General features: G+C 31.8%; 18 protein-coding genes. 8 read left to right on the forward strand and 10 right to left on the reverse strand.

The annotated features are described in order from the left end of the window. Positions 1–55: 55 nt before the first annotated feature. A complete protein-coding gene (gene glpT, locus AC4FQX_RS08380) occupies positions 56–1393 on the reverse strand; it encodes a glycerol-3-phosphate transporter (RefSeq protein WP_491167238.1) in 1338 nt (445 codons plus the stop codon). Positions 1394–1818: 425 nt separating this feature from the next. On the opposite strand from glpT, the gene ribD reads away from it, so the two are divergent. From ribD to AC4FQX_RS08395, 3 genes are all read left to right on the forward strand, one after another. Continuing rightward, complete coding sequence (gene ribD / locus AC4FQX_RS08385; protein WP_491167381.1) at positions 1819–2874, forward strand: bifunctional diaminohydroxyphosphoribosylaminopyrimidine deaminase/5-amino-6-(5-phosphoribosylamino)uracil reductase RibD; 1056 nt, start codon at positions 1819–1821, stop codon at positions 2872–2874. Next, positions 2852–3460: an HAD family hydrolase gene (locus AC4FQX_RS08390; RefSeq protein ID WP_491167239.1), complete on the forward strand. Its 609-nt coding sequence runs from the start codon at positions 2852–2854 to the stop codon at positions 3458–3460. Before ribD ends, AC4FQX_RS08390 begins: the two co-directional genes overlap by 23 nt. Positions 3461–3538: 78 nt before the next feature. Continuing rightward, positions 3539–4150: an IMPACT family protein gene (locus AC4FQX_RS08395; protein ID WP_491167240.1), complete on the forward strand. Its 612-nt coding sequence runs from the start codon at positions 3539–3541 to the stop codon at positions 4148–4150. Positions 4151–4158: 8 nt separating this feature from the next. Here the strand turns inward: AC4FQX_RS08395 and AC4FQX_RS08400 are convergent, their stop codons facing one another. Then, entirely contained in the window at positions 4159–4560 is a 402-nt protein-coding gene (locus AC4FQX_RS08400) for an acyl-CoA thioesterase (protein WP_491167241.1), read from the reverse strand. Between the two features lie 188 nt (positions 4561–4748). Here AC4FQX_RS08400 and dnaA point away from each other — a divergent pair, with 188 nt between their 5' ends. Further along, positions 4749–6176 carry a chromosomal replication initiator protein DnaA gene (gene dnaA, locus AC4FQX_RS08405; RefSeq protein WP_491167242.1) on the forward strand — a complete coding sequence of 476 codons (1428 nt, stop codon included), beginning with the start codon at positions 4749–4751 and terminating at the stop codon, positions 6174–6176. Between the two features lie 6 nt (positions 6177–6182). Continuing rightward, positions 6183–6653 (forward strand): low molecular weight protein-tyrosine-phosphatase, encoded by a 471-nt coding sequence (locus AC4FQX_RS08410; protein ID WP_491167243.1) that lies wholly within the window; start codon positions 6183–6185, stop codon positions 6651–6653. A 64-nt stretch (positions 6654–6717) separates the two neighbouring features. Here the strand turns inward: AC4FQX_RS08410 and AC4FQX_RS08415 are convergent, their stop codons facing one another. Together AC4FQX_RS08415 and AC4FQX_RS08420 are read right to left on the reverse strand one after the other, a co-directional pair. Further along, positions 6718–7173, reverse strand: a complete 456-nt coding sequence (locus tag AC4FQX_RS08415) for a hypothetical protein (protein ID WP_491167244.1) — start codon at positions 7171–7173, stop codon at positions 6718–6720. Between the two features lie 205 nt (positions 7174–7378). Continuing rightward, a complete protein-coding gene (locus AC4FQX_RS08420) occupies positions 7379–8080 on the reverse strand; it encodes a porin family protein (RefSeq protein ID WP_491167245.1) in 702 nt (233 codons plus the stop codon). A gap of 452 nt (positions 8081–8532) precedes the next feature. Here AC4FQX_RS08420 and AC4FQX_RS08425 point away from each other — a divergent pair, with 452 nt between their 5' ends. Then, a complete protein-coding gene (locus AC4FQX_RS08425) occupies positions 8533–9258 on the forward strand; it encodes an SAM-dependent methyltransferase (protein WP_491167246.1) in 726 nt (241 codons plus the stop codon). Positions 9259–9260: 2 nt separating this feature from the next. Here AC4FQX_RS08425 and AC4FQX_RS08430 read toward each other — a convergent pair whose 3' ends face one another. From AC4FQX_RS08430 to dapF, 4 genes are all read right to left on the reverse strand, one after another. Continuing rightward, positions 9261–9902: a peptidoglycan-binding protein LysM gene (locus AC4FQX_RS08430; protein WP_491167247.1), complete on the reverse strand. Its 642-nt coding sequence runs from the start codon at positions 9900–9902 to the stop codon at positions 9261–9263. A gap of 234 nt (positions 9903–10136) precedes the next feature. Then, positions 10137–11177, reverse strand: coding sequence for an endolytic transglycosylase MltG (mltG, locus tag AC4FQX_RS08435; RefSeq protein WP_491167248.1), 1041 nt, complete (start codon positions 11175–11177; stop codon positions 10137–10139). A 12-nt stretch (positions 11178–11189) separates the two neighbouring features. Continuing rightward, the gene (locus tag AC4FQX_RS08440; RefSeq protein ID WP_491167249.1) at positions 11190–11720 is read right to left on the reverse strand and encodes a GNAT family N-acetyltransferase; all 531 of its coding nucleotides are present in this window, start codon (positions 11718–11720) and stop codon (positions 11190–11192) included. Beyond that, entirely contained in the window at positions 11714–12496 is a 783-nt protein-coding gene (gene dapF, locus AC4FQX_RS08445; RefSeq protein ID WP_491167250.1) for a diaminopimelate epimerase, read from the reverse strand. Before dapF ends, AC4FQX_RS08440 begins: the two co-directional genes overlap by 7 nt. 134 nt (positions 12497–12630) lie before the next feature. Here dapF and AC4FQX_RS08450 point away from each other — a divergent pair, with 134 nt between their 5' ends. Next, positions 12631–14019, forward strand: coding sequence for a S1C family serine protease (locus AC4FQX_RS08450; RefSeq protein WP_491167251.1), 1389 nt, complete (start codon positions 12631–12633; stop codon positions 14017–14019). Positions 14020–14294: 275 nt separating this feature from the next. Next, positions 14295–15743: a glyceraldehyde-3-phosphate dehydrogenase gene (locus AC4FQX_RS08455; protein WP_491167252.1), complete on the forward strand. Its 1449-nt coding sequence runs from the start codon at positions 14295–14297 to the stop codon at positions 15741–15743. Positions 15744–16153: 410 nt separating this feature from the next. On the opposite strand, the gene AC4FQX_RS08460 is transcribed toward AC4FQX_RS08455, so the two are convergent. Both AC4FQX_RS08460 and AC4FQX_RS08465 read right to left on the reverse strand, forming a co-directional pair. Continuing rightward, on the reverse strand, positions 16154–19021 hold the full coding sequence (locus tag AC4FQX_RS08460; protein ID WP_491167253.1) for a type I restriction endonuclease subunit R: 2868 nt from the start codon (positions 19019–19021) through the stop codon (positions 16154–16156). Between the two features lie 134 nt (positions 19022–19155). Next, positions 19156–20082, reverse strand: a complete 927-nt coding sequence (locus AC4FQX_RS08465) for a site-specific integrase (protein ID WP_491167254.1) — start codon at positions 20080–20082, stop codon at positions 19156–19158. Positions 20083–20123: the final 41 nt, after the last annotated feature.

Here is a 20123-nt window from a genome sequence, read left to right on the forward strand (position 1 = left end):
TTAAATTTAATTTAGTCATAAGTATAATGGTATTTAATTTAGTCATAAATTAATTTTATAGTACAGAACTTTCTTTTTGCTCTCTTGTCCACGTGAATGAAATAAACACTATGGAAAGAAGACAGGCTATTATCAAAATAAGAAATCCACTATCCCATCCCCAATTATCAACTACAAAACCAAAAACAATATTCGCAAATAAAGCTCCACCTAAATATCCAAACAACCCTGTTAAGCCGGCTGCTGTCCCGGCTGCTTTTTTAGGAACAAGATCCAGAGCCTGAACACCAATAAGCATAACAGGTCCATAAATAAGAAACCCGATAGCTATCAATGCTATATTATCAATCCAAATATTACCTGCCGGGTTTTTCCAGTATAATATGACAGCAAACATTGTCAACAACATATAAATAATTATTGCCGGTGCTCTACGACCTTTGAACACTTTATCTGATATCCAACCACAAAGCAAAGTTCCCGGTATACCTGCCCATTCATATAAAAAATAAGCCCATCCTGTTTCTTTTACTGAAAAACCTTTTACTTCTTCGAGATAAGCGGGTGCCCAATCAAGGACTCCATACCTTACTAAATAAATAAAAGCATTAGCAAAGGCTATTAGCCATAAAACTTTATTGTTTAAAACATACTTTAAAAAAATCTCTTTGGTTGTAAGTTCCTTCTCTGAATCCTTTGTATAAGTAGAAGGGTAATCATTACGATACGCTTCTATATTAGGCAAACCACAAGATTGTGGTGTATCACGAACTAACAGATAAACAATTACAGCTACAAACATTGCTATAATAGCCGGGAAATACAGCTTACTCTGCCAATCACCAAAAATAAAAACTCCTAAAATAGCTAATGGTCCAATGATTCCTCCACCTACATTATGAGCTACATTCCAAATTGACATTTTGGTTCCTCGCTCATTAGTCGAAAACCAGTGTACCATTACTCGTCCACAAGCAGGCCACCCCATTCCCTGAAACCATCCACTAACAAAAAGCATCACAAACATAATAGTTATACTAGAGGTCAGAATAGGTATTGTCCCAAACATAAATGTAACAATTGCAGATAAAAACAATCCTAAAGCAAGAAATTTTTGAGCATCACTTCTATCTGAAACACTCCCCATTACAAACTTACTTATCCCGTAAGCTATAGAAACTGCTGACATTGCAATTCCTAATTCCGTTTTTGAATACCCCATTTCTATAAGGTCAGGAATCACTAAAGAAAAATTTTTCCTTACCAAGTAATAACCTGCATATCCAATAAAAACGCCAAAAAACACCTGCCAACGAAGTCTTTTATATTCCTTATCAACTTTATTTTCCGGTAAAAGTGGTTTATGAGCAGATGGTTTTAAAAAATTTGCCATGATTTTAGTTTTATTTTAGCGTTATTCTATTCTTTAATGTTTCTTTAAAGAACATAAAATAAATTATGTAATATGGTCAATTGAAACTATTCTTTTTGTAGTAGCTAAATAATAAAGAAAAGAAATATATCTCGAACTAATCTATACAAAACTCAGTTGGCAATATATAAAAAAACAAAAACATTATGACTAAAAATAAAATAAAATTAATATCAAAATCTAAAAATTTTAATATTAAAGCAAACAAAAATATAAAAATGTATTATTAATACAGACAAATAAAAAAATAATTAGGTTAACGGAAATCTGATTATATAGTTTAAAAAATCTACTCAAAAAGCAACTATAAAAAATCAAGTTCTTTTAAATTTATGTATTCTTTATTTATAATACATATTGTTATCAGAATATATTATTTTTGTTTAGTGGAGATACATGAAAAATATATAAAACGCTGTATAGAATTAGCTAAAAACGGACTGGGAACAACCTATACAAATCCTCTTGTGGGTAGTGTAATTGTCTATGATAATAAAATCATAGGGGAAGGATGGCATCAAAAAGTAGGCGAAGCACATGCTGAGGTCAATGCGGTAAACTCTGTTGCAGATAAAGAATTATTAAAAAGTGCCACTATTTATGTGAGTCTGGAACCCTGTAGCCATTTTGGTAAAACACCTCCCTGTTGTGATCTGATCATTCAGCAACAAATACCGAATGTGGTTATCGGAACTATGGATCCTTTTGCTAAAGTAGCGGGAACCGGAATAAAAAAACTAATTGAAGCGGGTAAAAATGTTACTATTGGTATTTTAGAAAAAGAATGTATTGAACTAAATAAAAGATTCTTTACTTTTCACCGGCAGAAAAGACCTTATATTATTTTGAAATGGGCAGAAAGCAAGGATGGGTTCATAAGTCCATTATCAAAGAAAGAACAAAAACCAATTTGGATCACCAATATTTATTCTCGTCAGCTGGTTCATAAATGGCGAAGCGAAGAACAGGCTATTCTGGTAGGAACAAAAACAGTACTGGATGATAATCCTAAATTAAATGTAAGAGACTGGACCGGAAACAATCCTGTTCGAATAGTAATAGACCGAAATTTAAAATTACCTAAGGAAAGTTTTGTTTCTGACACCACGGTCAAAACAATATTTATTACAGAACAAAACAAAAAATCCGAAGAAAACTGTATCTATGAAACAATCTCTTTTGCCGATTCTATAATAGAACAAATTACAATAATTTTATATAAACAAAATATACAATCCGTTATCATAGAAGGAGGAAGACAAACTTTACAAACTTTTATTGATTCCGGTATCTGGGATGAAGCAAGGGTTTTTAAGGGAAATATAAACTTCAAAGAAGGCACTAAGGCTCCTGTTTTAAATTCTGAATATATTTCAAAACAAAACCTTCTCGATGATGAACTTTTAATCTATAGAAACTATGATCAATACAATAATTTTTGATTTTGGAGATATTTTTATCAACCTTGATAAAGAAGCAGCAACGCAGGAATTCAAAAAACTGGGACTTAAAGAATGGAATGCAGATTTAGAAAAACTAAATCGAAAATTCGAAAAAGGAAAGATAACAGAAGAAAAATTCCTAAAAGGTATTCAGCAACAAATCCCAAACGTGAGCTCTGAAGCGATTAAAAACGCATGGAACAAACTCTTATCCGATTTTCCGTTATATCGTCTTGAATTCTTAGAAAAACTATCTGATAAATACGATCTGTTCCTACTCAGTAACACTGATTCGATCCATATTGATTCTTTTGAACAAACAGTCGGACAAGCTTTTTTCAGAGATTTTTACCAATGCTTTAAAAAAGTCTATTTTTCATTTGAAATGGGCATGAGAAAACCGGAACCGGAAATTTTTAATTATATCATTCAGAAACATGAACTATCTCCAAACAGGACTCTTTTTGTGGATGACAATAAAGACAATACGGATATAGCTCAGACACTTGGTTTACAGGTCTGGAATTTGCAGGTTGGCGAAGAAGATGTTATTCATTTATTTGATAAAAAAATAATACTCCTCTAATTATAAAAACCCTATAGAACATCATTTTGTACTTAACAATTATATTTACTCTTTTTATTGGTTTAACTAAAACGAATTTTGGAAATTAAAGACACTTACAGAACACTAGAAACTCCTTCAGAAGAAGTTTTATACAAAGATAAAAGCAGTAAGTTTTTTGGCTATGCCTACCCTGTTCAGTCTGAAGATGAGGTAAAAATCATTATTGAAGATCTGAAAAAACAACATCATAATGCTCGACACTGGTGTTATGCTTACCAGATTGGCACCGAAAAGATTTCTTTCAGAGCAAATGACGATGGCGAACCCAGCAATAGTGCCGGCGCCCCTATTTACGGTCAAATTCAATCTTTTGAAGTAACAAATGTACTTATTGTTGTTGTACGCTATTTTGGCGGTATTAAACTTGGCGTTGGCGGATTAATAACAGCCTATAAAGCAACAGCACAAATGACACTTGAAAACGCTGATATTATCGAAAAGACAATTAACATTCACTATATTCTTGATTTTGATTATAAGAATATGAATAAGGTTATGCGTGTTATAAAAGAAAAGAATTTGGAAATTGCAGATCAGAAAATGGAAATGAGTTGTAAAATTGAAATTACAACCCGAAAAAAAAATGCCGAAATGGTTTTCGACATTTTTAATAATTTGTATGAAATTGAAATAAAATTAAAAGAATAATACAAACATTACAACTCTTTTAATTTCTCTTTTACATATTCCGGAGGAAGAGTTGGTTTTCCGGTTTTCATATCAACAAATACTAAAACAGAATTTCCAATTGTTAATAACTCTTCTTTTTCATTATAAATTTCATAATCAAATTCGATCTTAACTGAAGTCTGACTTTTGAAAATTGTTTTAACTGTAAGAAGGTCATCATAACGAGCCGGCTTTTTATAATTCATAGTCAATGAAACAACCGGAAGCATAATTCCGCTTTCTTCCATCCATTTATATGAAACCCCCAGCTTTCTCAACCACTCCACGCGCCCCATTTCAAAATACTGAGCATAATTCCCATGATATACAACTGCCATTTGATCTGTTTCGGCATAACGAACCCTAACTTTAAATTCATCTATTTTCATATATTTTTTGTTAATTTATTTTTATTTTCAAAAAAGAATTACTTACGATATTTTTTCCTCAAAATCAACCACAATAAGATTTTTTTTTAAAGAAATTTGCCCCATATTTGTTGTCTAGAAGAGTAGTACTTTTTACACCCCTCTTTTAGTAAGACTATTCTTTGTTTAACAATTATAAACTTGAATTCATGAACAAAACTGCACAATCAGTATGGGAAAGCTGTTTGTCTTTTATCAAAGACAATATTCAAGATCAAGCATACAAAACTTGGTTTGAACCGATTAAATCAGTTGAGCTTACAGATAATGCATTGTACATTCAAGTTCCCAGTAAATTTTTCTATGAATGGCTGGAGGAACATTATGTAAAACTACTAAAAGTAGCATTAACTAAAGAACTTGGTAAAAATGCAAAGTTACTCTATAAAATTAAAATGGAGAATACTTATGGCAATAAACAACCATTTACAGAACAATTACCAAGCGCGCACAGATCTCCTGTTAAACCACAGGAAGTTGATGTTCCTTTACATAATAAAAACCCGGAATTAAAAAATCCTTTTATAATCCCGGGAATCAGAAACTTAAAAATAGAATCTCAATTAAATGCCAATTACAGTTTTGATAATTTCCTGGAAGGAGATGCTAACCGATTAGCAAGATCTGCAGGAATGGCTGTTGCTAATAAACCAGGAGGGACTTCTTTTAACCCATTACTTATCTTTGGAGGAGTCGGGTTAGGAAAAACACACTTAGCACATGCTATTGGCGTTGAAATAAAAGATAAATACCCCGAAAAAACCGTTTTATATATTTCTGCTGAAATATTTACACAACAATATATTGACTCTGTAAAAAGAAATACAAGAAATGATTTTATTCACTTCTATCAGTTAATTGATGTTCTGATTATTGATGATGTGCAGTTCCTTTCCGGAAAAACAGGTACACAAGATGTGTTCTTTCATATCTTTAACTACTTGCATCAAAACGGTAAACAGGTTATATTAACCTCTGACAAGGCTCCTGTCGATATGCAAGATATTGAACAACGTTTATTATCCCGTTTTAAATGGGGACTTTCTGCCGAATTGCACCAACCGGACTATGAAACCAGAGTTTCTATACTAAAGAACATTCTGTATCGTGATGGTGTTGAAATGCCGGAAGAAATCATTGAATATGTTGCCAGAAATATTAAATCAAATGTAAGAGAACTTGAAGGAGCTATTATCTCTTTAATTGCTCAGTCTTCTTTTAATAAAAAAGAAGTTACAATAGAGCTGGCAAAACAAATTGTAGAAAAATTTGTTAAGAACGTAAAACGTGAAATTTCTATTGATTATATTCAAAAAGTAGTTTCTGACTACTTTCAACTGGATTTAGAAGTCCTACAATCGAAGACAAGAAAACGTCATATTGTACAGGCAAGACAACTGGCAATGTTCTTCGCAAAAAAATATACTAAGGCTTCTTTAGCTAATATTGGTTCCCAAATTGGTGATCGTGATCATGCTACTGTATTACATGCCTGCAAGACTGTCGATAACTTAGTTGCTACCGACAAACAGTTCAAAAAATTTGTTGACGATATCAATAAAAAACTATCTCTATAATATAATATGATTACTAAAATCTTAATGGTCTGTTTAGGTAATATCTGTCGGTCTCCATTGGCAGAAGGTATTTTACAATCTAAATTACCTAAAGATAAATTCATGGTAGATTCTGCCGGCACAAGTGCCTGGCATGTTGGACAACATCCCGATGAAAGGGCTATTGCTATTGCTAAAAAGAAAGGAATCGACATCTCTTCTCTTATCGGTCGTCAGTTCAATTCTGTTGATTTTCTGGAATTTGACTATATCTATGTAATGGATCGTGAAAATTATCACGCTGTTATCCAGTTAGCTCCAAATGAAAAAGTCAAAAAGAAAGTCAAAATGATTCTTAATGAATTATTTATTGATGAAAACAGAAATGTACCGGATCCTTATTTTGGTAAAGAAGATGGATTTGAAACGGTATATACTATGCTGAATGAGGTTTGTGATGTTATTACTAAAAAACTAATTGAAAAAGATACTCTTTAAGCATATATCTCTGTAAACATAACTTCAGTATTGCAAAAAGAATATCTTATTTTATTTTCCTGTCTTATTTTTTATGATAAATGTTCCAACCATGATCTTCCTGAGCATCAGCCGACGGCATAGGGAAGCTTTCTGCTTCGTTTAGGTCTGTACATTGTTTTTTAAAAATAGTTACAGTAGAGTCTGTTATATCTTTAAAAAACATTAAAAAATATACACCATCTTTCCCTCCCCCCTTTCCTATACTTATACATCTTTGTTCTTTCGAATCATATTTTTTTATAATCTGCATATATTCATTAGTATAAGCACTTCCAATCATATTATATTTGATTGAATCCTTATAAAAGGCATGAACAGAAACCTGCTTACTTATATTTGGAATCTCGAAGTTCCATTCATATACTCCCTGAACAGGTAATAAATTTATTGTTTTTAAATTATCATCACTTGAACTTGAACAAGATAATAAAATAACAGGAATAATAAAAAGCGATAAGAATAGTATATTATTTCTCATGATTTTTTTGTTTTGAATTACTATTCCATAAAGATATCTATTATTTATATTCATTCTAAATAATAGATATCTTTTTTTACTTTTATAGGAATTTATCTTTTAAAGCAAGAAAAATCACTAATCTTTACCTTGATTATGTCTAACCGATTTTAAAAATCGGTTAGACATAAAAACATTTTACTAAAGCAGTATATCAAATTCTATTTTAGAATTTATACCCTAAAGAAAACTGTAATACGGAATTCATATAACGAAAATTATTATCAAGACTATTGGGAGATTTCTTGTTTACATAAGTCATACCTATATTATATCTTCCTTGAAAAAAGACTCCACTTTCCAACTCATAAGTCGCACCAATATTTAAACTGATATCCAACTGATTAATTGATTTTTCATGTTTATATGTATCTCCTAAAAAGCTAAAATAACCTTCTTCAAGCATATTAAACTCTACACTTTCACTATGTCCGGGTCCTTTAATATTCCATTTGTTTTTTGCACTCACTACATAACCAATCTGTGGACCAAATTCACCATAAAAACGATCTATTATTTTATACCTCAAAATTATTGGTAAATTGATATTGGATAACTTTATATTTTGTTTCATAGTAACTTTATATCTATCTGAATTATCCCCATTTACCATCTCAGAATCTTTAAAAATAACTCCTTGTTGTGAAAACAACAATTCCAGTTGTATCGACAGTCCATCTGTCAAAGGAATTTCAACTAGCCCTCCAATATGAAAACCTATTCTTGGACTTTTATCTAATCCGTCATTTGTATTACTAATTAAAAAGGCCGTATTTAAACCTCCTTTTACGCCAAATTTCACCTCCTGGGCATTTAAATAATTCGTTAAAGTTGTAATCAACAATATTGAGAGTAAAATTTTTCTCATTCTTTTTTATTTATTAGTTATTATAATACACTACTGCCTACATAAACAACACAACAGATTAAATAGTATCATTTTTAAGAACAGTCGGTAAACATAATTAAAACAAACTAATTTAGTTATTAAAAAATAAGATTTTTATTACAATACAAACTAAGGTATCATAATCTAGTAGAAGTTAATTAGAGAGAATAAACACAAGCATTTCTTTTTTTGATAAATTAAAAAAGCTCTGTATAAGTATTTTAATTCTCTAAAAACTAGACAATACTCCATTTACTCCATAAATCAAAATATTATTTACCAGATCTCCTATAAGATACTTCTATTATTGAGCATAAAAAGTTATTTGTTTTAACATCGTTTAATAACAAGTTTTTAAAATCATAATGAAAGAGTATAGAATTTCTATTTTTGAAAGTATCTTTGTATTCTGAATTTTTATAAGCCATATCATGAAACCAATCCAATTTTTAGGGAAACTATATTTAATACCAATAACTCTTGGTGATTCTGAACCAATGGATGTGTTACCGCAAACTGTAAAAAGAGCTATTGATTTTATTGATACTTATATTGTTGAAAATGAAAAAACAGCACGTAAGTTTATTAAAAGTATACACCCTGAAAAACAGCAATCGTCTTTACAGTTAAGTACTTTAAATAAGCATACTGAAATAACGGAATATGAACAGATGATTAAACCGTGTCTGGAAGGAAGAAATATTGGATTAATGTCTGAAGCGGGTTGTCCGGGAGTAGCTGATCCGGGGGCAGTAATCGTGAAGATTGCTCATGAAAGAGGTATTCAGGTGGTTCCTTTAGTGGGTCCATCTTCTATATTACTGGCGTTAATGGGATCGGGAATGAATGGGCAGAGTTTCGCATTTAACGGCTATTTACCTATAGATAAATCAGAGAAAAAACAGGCTTTAAAGAATTTTGAGAAGTTATCTCAGGATAAAAATCAATCACAGATCTTTATTGAAACGCCTTACAGAAATAATAAATTAACGGAGGATTTGTTACAGATATTACATCCTTCAACTTTACTATGTATTGCTTGTGATATTACATTACCGACGGAGTACATTAAAACAATGAAAGTTATGGACTGGAAAAAAAATAAGGTCGATTTACACAATCGACCTTCTATCTTCATCATTCACAAAATGCAGTAGTATTAATTCATTACTACTTTAGCTCGTGAATTGGCTATAATATTAGAAGTATCATAACCACCAAATTTTTCCATGTAACTTACAATTGAAGTTCCGAAACCATCTCTGAACTTTCTTTTTCCGTTACTTTTCAAATAGCTTTTCACTGATCCTGCTCCTCCCAGATGGGCTGCGGCAAGAATTCCGGATTCTGTTATTCTTACTCCGTCTATTACTGTTCCTTCAAACTTTTCTATTTCTTTTCTCAATTCCCATTTATTTCTGGCTAAAAGCGCTTTAAACGCTTTTTCCTGCATTTTAGGACTGTTCAAGAATGCTGTTTTATTAGAGACACCAACTGTTCTCAGAGCACTACCCCCGAACTGATATTTACCCATATATCCAAAAGGATTGATCAATTTATATTGTCCCTGGGACTCTTTTTTTGCAACAGCTTGTTTGAAGCCTGTAAACGATCTTCCTGTAAACGGAAAATCAAAATCAACAAATTTGATTTCATCTTCTGACGGAACAATGCTTTCTACTGCATTATTTTCGTCTACGTGAAACCAATCATACTTTTCTAACTCTACAGATTTAAATCCTAAACTTAGGAAAGCTACCAGGATTATTAAACCTGAATAATAAGACCATTTTTTTATCATAATATTGATTTCTCATAACGCTGTCCCATTATGAAATTTCTACGGTGGCAAAGATACAACTAATTTTATAAATCTGTAAATCAGCATGTTAATGTTTTCAAAAAACAAAAAAGTCTCATATTCTATTCTAAATCAACCCTTTTCAAGTACTCAACAATGATAAATCAAGGGAACTTTATTTTATTTATAAAAACTCTAAATAGAGAAATAAAACAAATATTTAACATTTGAGAACTATCTGTAAATTCCTTGCTTATTAATCCAGGCAATATATTTTTGTCGATTTACATTATGTTGTGCTAATGTAGAAGCAAATTCATGGTACCCAAAATTAGTCACACTTGCACAGAAATAAATATAATTATGTTGTTCTGGATTCAATACAGCATCTATTGCTGTAATATCCGGCATTGCGATAGGTCCGGGAGGTAAACCTCCATAAAAATAAGTATTATATGGTGAATCAATTTTCAGATCTTTTGACAATACTCTTTTAATTACAGTATCAAAATCATTTGATTCTTTTTTTATTGCATAAATAACAGTTGGGTCTGCTTCCAAGCGCATTCCTATCTTCAATCGGTTTAGGTAAGCACCTGCTACTCTTGGTCTTTCATCTGTTTTTACGGTTTCCTTATGTACAATCGAAGCAAGAGCACTGACTTCTAAAGGAGTCAGATTTTGTCGTTCTGCTTTTGCTTTTCTTTCATCATTCCAGAATTTTCGATATTCTTTAGCCATTTTATTTCTAAACTGGTCTGCTGAGGTATTCCAAAAAAACTCATAGGTATTCGGAATAAACATACTCAAAACATTCTCTTTTGTAAAACCATTATCTGCCAAAAACTTTGGATCTTCTATGGAGTTTAAAAGACTGATACTGTCTGCTTCAATCTGTGAACTTACTCGTCCAACAAATTTTTCTATTGTTTCCTGATTATTGAACGCTAATTTTACGGGAACATTCCGGCGCAGAGAACTAACAATATCGTTACTGCTCATTCCTTTTTTCAACAGAAATTTCCCCGATTTAACATTATTTGGATATTTTTTCTTTTTAGCAACCATTCTGAAACGATCCATGTTTTTTACAAACGGAGCAATAATGGTTTCTACATCAGAATATGAAGCGCCTGTCGGTACATATACAAATGTTTCTTTTTTTTCAAATTTAGTATTTGCAGAGAAAATATCTTTATAAATCATATATCCGTAAACGGATGCGAATGTTACAAAAACTATTAAAAAAATAGTTCCAATTTTCTTTAGACTCAAAATATATACTATTTATTGGTTATTAATTAGCTGAAAAAGGGCTTCATCTTTATAAACACCATTTTCCAGATTCCATTGTTTTTTTATACCTGAACTTTCAAAACCAAAATTAGTAAAAAGTCTGATACTCGGTTCATTATCTATACCAATATTAGCATATAACTGATGTAGATTTAATTTACTAAAAGCATATTGAATTAAAAGCTCGAGAGCCTGAGAACCTAAACCGGTATTTCTGTGTGCTTCCTGCTGAATAACGATTCCTATTCCTGCCCGGTTATTTTTAGGATCAAAATCAAACAAATCGATTAATCCGATTGTTGAGAAATCTTCATTTTTACAAATCGCCAGTCTCAGCTGTTTTGCTTCATAAATATCCTGTTGTGCATTTTCAAGATATTGCCGAATCAGAAAACGACTGTAAGGAGTCTGTGTATTACTGACTTCCCATATGGAAAGATCATTTTCAATAGTATATACAAATTCCAGATCTTCCGGCTCTAACGCTCTTAAATAGATAGTATTCCCTTGTAAAGTCAGCATTTTATATCTCCTTTAAAAACAAATGTAGCCGGTCCTTTCAAAAAAACATCTGAAAAAACAGTTCCTTCTTGACGGAATGAAACTTCTAAACGCCCTCCTTCTGTATTTAACTTAACGGAATGCACTTTTGTTTTTCCGGTATATTTCATAGCGATTGCAACGGCTGTTACTCCTGTTCCGCAAGACAGTGTTTCATCCTCTACTCCTCTTTCGTAAGTACGCACGGCAAAAGTATCTTCATTGATCTGGGAAACAAAATTCACATTACTTCCGGGTTTACCATATAATTCCCCATAACGTATAGCAGCTCCGTTTCCTTTTACATCCCAGTTTTTCAAATCTTCTACTATTTCAACATGATGGGGTGAACCGGTATTTAAAAAAGTATAGTTCGGAAATGTATTGATCTCTTCTACATCTTTCATCTGTAGTGAAACGATACCGTCTTCTAAAACAGTTGCATTATGCAATCCGTCAGTTGCTATGAATGTCGTCTTGTCCTGAATAACTCCTAATGCTTTTGCAAAAGCAACAAGGCATCTTCCTCCATTACCACACATCGAACTCTCATTTCCGTCTGCATTATAATAAACCATTCTAAAATCAGCGGTTGCATCGTTCTCTAAAAGAATAAGACCGTCTGCCCCAATTCCAAATTTCCTGTCACATAATTTAGCAACTAGCTGAGTATTATCTTTTGGAAATTCCTGCTTACGATTATCAATCATAACAAAGTCGTTTCCTGTTCCCTGATATTTATAAAAAGTAATGTTCATAATCTGTTTTATATCCTACAAAAGTACAAATATTAATGAAAGGTTAATGATTGTTAACTGAGCGTTAAACCATTTTAATAAAACAATAACAACTTTTATTTTTACTGTTAAATAACTAATTTATTATTTTAATTATGAAGAAAATACTTGATTTATTTCTAGTATCCTTGTTAAGTGGTGTTATCACGTTGGGAGCGTACAAGCTGCTTTTCGAAAAGGACACAGTACTACAAAAACAAAACTCAATAACAACAAGCGATCAGAAACTCCGACCTGTTGGATTATCTCCTGAAACACTGGATTTTACGGAAGCGGCAGAGAAAACAATACATTCGGTCGTTCACGTTAAGAACGTATCGTATATGACAACTCGTACTAATCCTTTATTAGAATTTTTCTATGGTTATAAAGGGGGGCAACAGGCACAGGTGGGAACAGGTTCGGGTGTTATTATTTCGGAAGATGGTTATATTGTAACCAACAATCACGTTATTAAGGATGCTTCTGAAATAGAAATTACATTGAACAATAAGAAATCCTATAAAGCAAAATTGATAGGAACGGATTCTAAAATGGATATTGCATTGTTAAAGATCGATACAGGAGAAAAACTACCTTATACCACTTTTGGCGATTCAGACAATATAAAGGTCGGAGAATGGGTATTAGCCGTTGGAAACCCATATAATCTGACTTCTACTGTAACGGCAGGAATTGTTTCTGCAAAAGCAAGAACTCTGGGAGTGGCAGTTCAAAGTGATATCCAGTCTTTTATACAAACTGATGCAGCTGTAAATCCGGGTAATAGTGGAGGTGCACTGGTCAACACTAACGGGGAACTGATAGGAATCAATACAATGATATCCTCTATAACGGGTTCTTATATAGGGTATTCATTTGCGGTTCCTTCTAATATTACCAGAAAAATAATTGAGGATATTATGGAATTTGGTAATGTACAAAGAGGTATACTGGGCGTACAGGGTGGTGAACTAAACAGTGTTGTGTCAAAAGAACTGGGAATATCAGAAACACAGGGCTTTTATATTAATGGGGTAACTAAAAATTCAGGATCGGAAAAAGCGGGAATCAAAAAAGGAGATATTATCATCAAAATAGATGAAACTGCTATTACTTCTTATGCTGAACTATCCGGTTATATTAACACTAAACGTCCTAACGATGTGGTAAATGTCACTTTTATTCGAAACGGTAAACTAAAAACAGTCGCAGTTACTCTTTCTAAAAGAGAATTTCTTACTTATGATTTTAACGGATTAACACTAGAAAATATTGATTCCGGTGATCAGAAAAAATTTAATCTCAATTATGGGGTAAAAATCAAGAGTGTTGCTAATTCAAGCTATAAAGATTTGGTAGGAAATATTATTTTATCTATAGACAATGTTAAGATCAAAGATATTGAAACGGTTTCTGATCTCTTAAACAAAAAGCAACCTAATACACTTACAAAAATCGAAATGTTAAATAAAAATGGTGAACTGGAACGTTATCTTTTTTAAAAAAATTAGAAAAAAGAAGAAAGAGACAAAAAGAAAGATATAAAGTATTCAGTCACAGTTCTCAGTATTCTGTTGGTTGTTCGTTATTGGATTTGAAACATTTTATATTTATAAATTCAATAAAAAATTTATTTAATTCTGATACCCAATCTAAAGAAACTGGGTTATTCTTTATAAATCAAATTTATTTGACAAAAGACTTCACGAAAACGTTTGAAATGGGTACTTTTGCGCCAGAAAACAACACACAATAACTATTTTAATTCTTTTACTTTATGAACAGCAACGTTTTATACGAAAAAGAAGTTTCTTTTCAGGCCAACAGAAGGAGAGCCGGTGTAGAATTCATCAAGATCATAAGTGATCTGTGGTTTGACAAATCTATTGAATTAGTATTATTCAAAAATGAACTAATCAACAGAAATGTAAGCGACATTATCAATCTGCATGAATATGCAGGTGAATTTGTTCAGAAACCAATCTCTGTTTTTGACTCTGTAGAAATTGCAAAAGCAATCTTATCTCTTGACCTTCCTCCTTCTAAACTGGATATTGGAAAATTAACCTATGAATTTCATCTGGAACAAAATAAATATAATGATGCGAAAGCGTTTGTTATTGATAAATTAAAAAATGCAAAAGATTCTAAAGGATTCCAACCTAAAGATGTTGTATTATACGGTTTTGGAAGAATAGGACGTTTACTGGCACGGGAATTAATGTCAAAAATGGGTACGGGAAATCAGATGCGTCTGAGAGCTATTGTTACTCGCGATAAAAATGATACTACTATTTTAGAAAAAAGAGCTTCATTATTACGTTATGATTCTGTACATGGTGATTTCCAAGGTTCAGTAACAGCTGATCCGGAAAATAATGCTTTGCTGATTAACGGAACAACGGTTCATATAATCTCTGCTAATACACCTGAAGAAATCGATTATACTCAATATGGTATTGAAGATGCTCTAATTATCGATAATACGGGTGCTTTTACTACTGAGGAAGCTTTAAGCAGACATTTAACTTCTAAAGGGGCAAGTAAAGTTTTACTTACTGCTCCGGGTAAAGGGGTTCCAAATATCGTACATGGAGTAAACCAGAAAGAGTATAATCCGGATGAAGTGGATATTTTTTCAGCTGCATCTTGTACTACCAACGCAATTACTCCGGTATTAAAAGCAATAGAGGATACTCTGGGAGTTGTAAAAGGACATCTGGAAACTATTCACGCTTATACGAATGACCAAAATCTGGTAGACAATATGCACAAAAAATACCGCCGAGGAAGAGCTGCTGCTCTGAATATGGTAATTACTGAAACAGGGGCAGGTAAAGCAGTTGCAAAAGCATTGCCTTCGCTAGAAGGAAAACTAACTTCTAATGCAATCCGTGTTCCGGTTCCAAATGGTTCTTTAGCGGTTTTAAATCTGGAAGTATCAAGACCAACAAGTGTTGAGGAGATCAATTCTATCATGAGACATTACGCTCTGGAAGGAGAACTGGTGGAACAAATCAAATATTCACTGAACAATGAACTGGTCTCTTCTGATATTGTAGGAACTTCTGCTCCTTCAATTTATGATAGTAATGCTACTATTGTTTCTGCTGACGGAAAAAGCATTGTATTATATATATGGTATGATAATGAATATGGTTACAGCCATCAGGTAATTCGTCTGGCAAAATATATATCAAAAGTAAGACGTTATACGTATTATTAGTATTGATTATTGGATTGTTTGATTTTTTAGATCTTTTCGACTAAATAGATTAAGGAATACAATAATTACACAATTCAAAAAATATTATATCATTTTTATTAAAGCCTATTTCAAATCTGAAATGGGCTTTTTTATTTTATCGTTTGTCTCGTCCTAAAACCTACCATCTGGACACAACTTTTTTTGAGAGAAAATATAAATATTTTACTATATCTATCAACTATAGATTATCTAAATAATACCTAACAGGTTAAAAAAAACCTGTTAGGATAGAGGAATATATTAAAGGTAATTATCACTAGTATCAATACATATAAAAGATTAGACACTCTTTAGAGATATGTCATAAAACAGGTTGACACAAAAAATTAATTTTAGAGATACTATTCTTTTCAACATTTCACACTACACTAACTCCCTGATATACCGTTAATAAAAGTATCTACAAAACCTAAAATCTTATTTAATATTCGATCTCCTATTTCTTTAGCGTTCAACACACTAGGTCTTCCTTCCACCCGAAGAGCTAAAATTTCCTTCCTTAAAGGTTCTCGCTCGGTAAAAAGATAGTTTTCTATTAGTTTTTCCGTTTTTTCTTCGGATAGATTCTCTGTTTTAATCAAATCCCAGAGTGCTTTTTGCTGTTCCAGATTCCAGAATTTTTCAAATTCATCAGGAATAGTATCGGTATCATCAATGTGTGGTAAACTTTCCTTAATAAATCTCTCAATCAATTCTCTTTTACTCCTTAATGATACTTCAGTATTTAATAGATTGGAAATCTCTTTTTCAATACTTTCTTTATCTTTAGTACTTTGTTTTGACTTGAACTCAATCAGCAACTGAATAATATAAGTAACATTGATGGTATCACGTCTTATTAACTCCAACTCAAAATCTATATCATTCAGAATAGATGTTTTTTCTGGAGAGGTATTCGGTTCAAGTGTATCTTTTAAATCCAAATATTTGCTGGTATAATCTGCAAAAAGCTGTTCTTCCATTTGCAGATCATTCCAAGTGAACTCAGTATAATGGCTCATTTTTTTATGTAAACGCATTAATGCACGAAATGTTAAAATAAACTGTAGTTTATCTTCTTCTGTGTATAAATTATCTACCGCATTTACCTGAGGAACGATTTCCAATAACTTTTGAGTTACTTCATTAAATTTCTCTACATATACTTCGTAAGGTTCAACAATAATTTCGTCAATGGCTTCTTTATTACTAAACAAAGCGATAGCTTGATCTGTTTTATCTTTCAGATTTCGAAAACAAACGATGTTTCCTTGTGTTTTGTTCTTATCTAAAATACGGTTGGTACGGCTAAAAGCTTGTATCAGTCCGTGATATTTTAGATTTTTATCAACATATAAAGTATTCAAAAATTTACTATCAAATCCCGTCAAAAACATATTTGCAACTAAAAGGATATCTGTTTCATTTTGTTTGGATTTTTTAGCAATGGCATTGTAATAACTGTAAAAACCTTCGTTATCTTTACTGTTTTCTGCCATTCCAAACATTTCGTTGAAATCCTGTACATAATTTTCTAACAGCTCTCTACGGTGTGGTTTATAGCCATATACAACTTGTGGCTCTGCTGCCATATTTAATTGGGAAACAACTCGTTCTTCTATTTCTTCCTCGTTTTGAGCATAGCTGAAAATAGTTGCGATTTTTAAATTATGTTCACCATTCCATTTCTTACGCTTAAAAGCCTCATAATATTCAATAACTGCATCAATATCTTGTACACACATCATCGCACAGAATTTTCTGTTTTGTGTTTTTTGATCGTGATATTGAATGATGTAATCAACAATAGCATTTTTACGTTCAGGAGCTTCAAACACCTCTTTTTCATTGATTTGCTCTACTTTCAAATCAATGATATGTTCTTTCTTTTTAAATGTTTGAATGTATTCTACCGAGAATTTCAATACATTTTCATCTCGTATAGCATCAGTAATCACATATTTATGCAGGCATTTTCCAAATAAACTTGCCGTCGTTTTTTCTCCATCAGCATTTTCGACTAAAATTGGTGTTCCGGTAAAACCAAACAATTGAATATTTGAAAAATAACCAACAATGTTTTTATGTGTATCGCCAAACTGAGAACGATGACATTCATCAAAAATAAACACCATACGTTGATCCTGAATAGATTTCATTTTGGTAAGATTCCTGTCAGAAATCGCATTATTAAGCTTTTGAATGGTAGTAACAATAATACTAACATTTACATCATTGAATTTTCGGATAAGATCATCTGTATTGGTTGCAGAACTTACTGATCCTTTACTGAATTTATCATATTCCTGATTGGTTTGATAATCTAAATCCCTTCTATCGACTACAAAAACTACTTTTTTGATTGCCGGAATTTTGGATAAAATCTGACTTGTCTTGAAACTTGTTAAGGTTTTTCCACTTCCTGTGGTGTGCCAGATATAACCGTTTTTTTCTACGTTATAATTATTTAATTTTTCGTTTTCAGTTACTTTTTTGATAATACTTTCAACGGCATAATATTGATACGGACGAAGTACCATCAACCGTTTATCGGTTTCGTTCAGTACAATATATTTACATATCATTTTACTGACATGGCAAGGTTCTAAGAAAGCATCAGTAAAACCATTCAGAATGTTATTCAATGGATTATTATTCTCATCAGTCCAATGAAAAGTCTGGAGATATTCTTGTTTGTGGGTACCGAAATTGCTGAAATATTTGGTGTTTACACCATTGCTAATAATAAATAGTTGTACAAAGTGAAACAGACCTTTACCTGCTCCAAAACTATGCTTTTGATAACGGTTAATTTGGTTAAAGGCTTCTTTCATTTCCAGACCTCTTCGCTTTAGCTCGATTTGAACTAAAGGTAAACCGTTGATAAGCAAGGTTACATCATAACGATTTTTATATTTACCTTCTTGTGTGATTTGATTGGTTACCTGATATTCATTCTGACACCAATGCTCGACATTTAGAAATTCAAAATAAAGGTTATCTCCATTGTCTCTTAAAATATGATGCTTCTTTTCACGTAGTATTTTTGCTTTTTCAAACACAGACCCTTTATTGAGAATATTCAGTACTTTTTCAAATTCACTATCACTAAACCGGATATGATTATGTTTTTCTAACTGAATTTTCAAATTTACCAATAAAGCTTTTTCATCAGTAATAGTACTATATTTATAACCCAATTTTTGTAATTGGATAATGAGTTGTTCCTCTAAAACTTGTTCTGACTGCTTGCCCAAAATAATTATGAATTAGGAATTTATTATGTTCATTTCATCTATAGGAACTCAATTATAAAAGTTTAAATGAGTTCTATACAGATTTAACTAAATAAAGCATTTTATTCCATTTCTCCTAATTCATAATCTAAAACTTATCTCAATGCTTTAATCATTTGTTCAATAGCTTTCTTTTTCTGCTCCATATTGGGATGAACATAGAGGTTTAAGGTTGTACTAATATTGGAATGCCCTAAAAGAACACTAACTGTTTTGTAATCACAATTACTTTCTATACATCTGGTTGCAAAACTATGCCTTAATCCGTGAAATTTAAGATCCGGCATCTTTAATTCTTTCATCAGATTTTTATAATAACTGCGATATGTTCTGGGTTCAGTTGGTTTAGCATCATTGGTTAATACAAAGAAAGAGGAATTAACAATTTTTTTAAAGGGCTTAAGTATTCTCAATAAATCTTTACTGATAGGAATCTCACGGATAGAATTTTTTGTTTTAGGGGTATCCAGAATGAGTTCTGTTTTTCTACTTCCGTCTTCTATAACATATATGCGTTGGATCGTTCTATTAACACTGATAACGCCCTGGTCTGTATCAACATCTTCCCAAGTCAGCGCACAGACTTCTCCTATACGCATACCTGCGCTCAAACAAATGTAAACTCCTAAATTTCGAAACGTAAAATGTTCCTGTATATACTTCATTATTTTTTTCTGATCTGAACGACTTAATACTTCAATAGTATATTTTTCCCGTTCTGTTGGAAATTGGATATCAAATGGTGTATAATCTAACCATTTATGCTTTGCTCCAAACTTGAGAATCATTTTTAAGACAATTAAAATATCTTTGATTGTCTTTTGACTTAAACCGGATTCCAACTTTTGAAAAACGAAAGCCTGTACATCTGATTCTTCAATCTCATATTTATTACCAAAGACGGGAGACAAGTGATTCTCAATCAAGAGCATATAAGCGGAAAAACTAGATCTTTTCACATACTGTTTTTTGTCTGCTTTCCACAGACCAATCACTTCTAAAATTTGTTTTTGTTCATTCATTATTATTAATTTTTATGAATCCCAAAGAAAAGAAATAAAGA

The organism is Flavobacterium sp. AK-301, from assembly GCF_058310215.1.